The organism is Methylibium sp. T29 (assembly GCF_000576205.1).
GTDB classification, from domain to species: Bacteria; Pseudomonadota; Gammaproteobacteria; order Burkholderiales; family Burkholderiaceae_C; genus Methylibium; species Methylibium petroleiphilum.
This window is the reverse complement of record NZ_AZND01000358.1, coordinates 1-2,747: the sequence shown is the minus strand read 5'-3', so window position 1 is coordinate 2,747 and position 2,747 is coordinate 1. Positions and strand designations below refer to the sequence as shown.

3 protein-coding genes are annotated in these 2,747 nt (G+C 72.7%); all 3 read right to left on the bottom strand.

What is annotated here, in order from left to right; all coding sequences use genetic code 11:
• Nucleotides 1-230, bottom strand: a 230-nt coding sequence (locus tag x551_RS20790; RefSeq protein WP_152543619.1) for a hypothetical protein, incomplete at its 3' end; no start/stop codon positions are given.
• A 217-nt stretch (nt 231-447) separates the two neighbouring features.
• Nucleotides 448-1,893, bottom strand: a complete 1,446-nt coding sequence (locus x551_RS20785) for a dihydrolipoyl dehydrogenase (protein WP_036250894.1) — start codon at nt 1,891-1,893, stop codon at nt 448-450.
• Between the two features lie 60 nt (nt 1,894-1,953).
• A partial coding sequence (locus x551_RS20780; protein ID WP_036250888.1) for a molybdopterin-binding protein occupies nt 1,954-2,747 on the bottom strand: 794 nt, incomplete at its 5' end.

Sequence of the window (2,747 nt, the reverse complement as noted above, 5' to 3'; positions counted from 1 at the left end):
GGCGCAGCAGCCGGCGTCTCAGCGGTGGCCGCGGGCGGCTTGGCGGCGGGCGTGGGCGTGGCCTTCAGGTCGCGCAGGCACACGATGCGGGCACCCCCTTGAAGCGACTCGCAGTAGGCGCGGTCGGCCTCCAGGTCGGCCCGTGCCGTGCCGGTGACGAGCAGCATCGCCAGTGCCGCGTGCGGGGCGATGCATTGTTTCCACGAGGGCTTCATTCCACTGATGCGCATTCATTGACTCCTGGTTGGGTTCGGCCGGACGCCCGCATCGAACCGCGATGCGAGGGTGACAAGCGCACCGTAGGGCGTCCGTGCAGGCACCGTAGTCGGCGGGCGCCGCCGATATGTGTAGGCGGCTTCCCACATCAGGCAGATGTCAGCTCGTCGCGCTCCGCGCGACGGCGAATCGACAGCGCCGTGACGGTGCGCTGTCAGGCGGCGTGGCGCATCAGTCGCCGGGTGCACAGCCCTCGCACGGCGCCGGCTCGGGGCGGTCGAGCGCCTGGCGCAGCTGCCTCAACGCGGTGCGCACGCCTTCCTCGATCACCGGGTGATAGAACGGCTGGGCCAGGGCCTCGTCGACTGTTTCCCCGCGGCCGATGCTCCAGGCCAGCAGGTGGCCCAGGTGTTCGGCCGCAGGGCCCAGCATCTCGGCACCGAGCAGGCGGCGCGTGCCGCGTTCACCGTACACGTGCAGGGCGCCGACATTGCGCCCGATCACGCGGCTGCGGCCCTGGTTCTCGAAGCTCACGATACCGGTCGCGAAGCGCGTGCCGGCCGCGGTCAGCTCGCGGTGGCTGCGACCGGCCATCGCGATCTGCGGTTCGCAGAACACCACCGCCAGCGGCGTGCGGCGACGCCCGGCCTGCACGTCGGGATAGCGCCCGGCGTTGTGGCCGGCGATCAGGCCTTCATCAGACGCCTCGTGCAGCAGCGGGCGATCGTCGCCCGCATCGCCGGCGATGAAGATGTGCGAGTGGCCGATGCGCATCGTGGTGGGGTCGTGCAGCGGCACGCCGTCGGCGTCGCAATCGAGGCCGGTGTGCTCGAACCCGAGCGCGTCGGTGTTCGGTCGCCGGCCGATGGCGGCGAGCAGCACGTCAAAGTGTTCGCTGTGCGTGCCGGAGGCGCTGCGCCAGTGGACGGCGACCTCGTCGCCGAGCCGCTCGACGCGCTGCACCGTGGCGTCGCGCTGCAGCGGCAGCGTCGCATCGAAGTGGCTGGCGGCCAGCGCGGCCAGCGCTGGATCGCTGAGCGGGCCGACCGTCGGTCCGCGGCCCAGCAGACGCACGCGCACGCCCAGCAGATGCAGCGCCTGCGCCAGTTCGAGACCGATCGCTCCGGTGCCGACCACGGCCACCGAACGCGGCAGGTCCTGCCAGTCGAACACGTCGTCGTTGACGATCAGGCGATCGCCGAGCGCGCTGCGCCACTCGGGTGGCAGGCGAGGCCGCGAGCCGGTGGCGATCACCATGCGGTCGGCGCGCACGGTGAGCGCGCCCCCGGGGCCGTCCACCTGCAAGTGGTGCGGGTCGAGGAAGCGGGCCACGCCGTCCAGCCGGTGGTCGGGGGCGATGCGCTCGATGTCGTCGAGCACGAAGCCGACGAAGCGGTCGCGCTCGGCGCGCACGCGTGCCATCACGCGCGCGCCGTCGATGCGCACGCCCTGCACGTCGATGCCGAAGCGCGTCGCGTCGTCGACGGCGTGCGCGGCCTCGGCGGCGGCGATCAGCAGCTTGCTCGGCATGCAGCCGACGCGGGCGCAGGTGGTGCCGAGCGGGCCGGGGTCGATCAGCAGCACGCGCTCGGTGTGCTCGCGCGCCGCGCGGTAGGCGCTCAGGCCGGCCGAGCCGGCGCCGAGAATGGCAACGTCGACGTCGCGCACCGGGGTCATGAGGGCTCCTTGCAGATCGATCATTGCGGGCGGGCCATCGGTGCGACGCGCCCCTCGGTCTCAGACGAGCCCGTCGAACGGCAACACGTCGACGTAGCCGCCGCGCTCGACCGAGGCCTGTTCGTGGTGCAGCACGACCAGGCCGTTGGCCACGCTCATGCTGCGCAGGATGCCCGAGCCCTGGGCGCCGGTGAGCTGCACGTCCCAGTCGCCGTCGGCGGCGCGCGAGACGATGCCGCGCTGGTACTCGGTGCGGCCGGGCTTCTTGCGGATGGCCTCGGTGGCGCGCGCGCGCAGCAACGGCAGGCTCTGGGGCGTGGCGCCGGCCATCGCCAGCAGCGCATCGCGCACGAAGGCATAGAAGGTCACCATCACCGCAACCGGGTTGCCGGGCAGGCCGAACAGCACCGCGGTGCGGCCGTTCGAGGCGACGCGGCCGAAGGCCATCGGCCGGCCGGGCCGCATCGCGATGCGCCAGAACGCCACTTCGCCGAGCCTTGCCATCACCTGCTTGGTGTGGTCGGCTTCGCCGACGCTGACGCCACCCGAGGTGATCACCGCGTCGGCGTTCTCGCACGCGCTGCGGAAGGCGGCTTCCAGCGCGGCCGGATCGTCGCGGACCACGCCCAGGTCGAGCAGATCGACACCCAGGCGCGTGAGCATGCCGTGGATCGTGTAGCGGTTGCTGTCGTAGACGCAGCCGGCCTCGAGCGGCTCGCCGATCGAGCGCAGCTCGTCGCCGGTGGAGAAGAAGGCGACGCGCAGCCGGCGCCGCACCGGCACCTCGGCCCGGCCCAGCGAGGCGAGCATGCCGATGTCGGCCGGGCGCAGCACCCGACCGGCCTGCAGCGCGG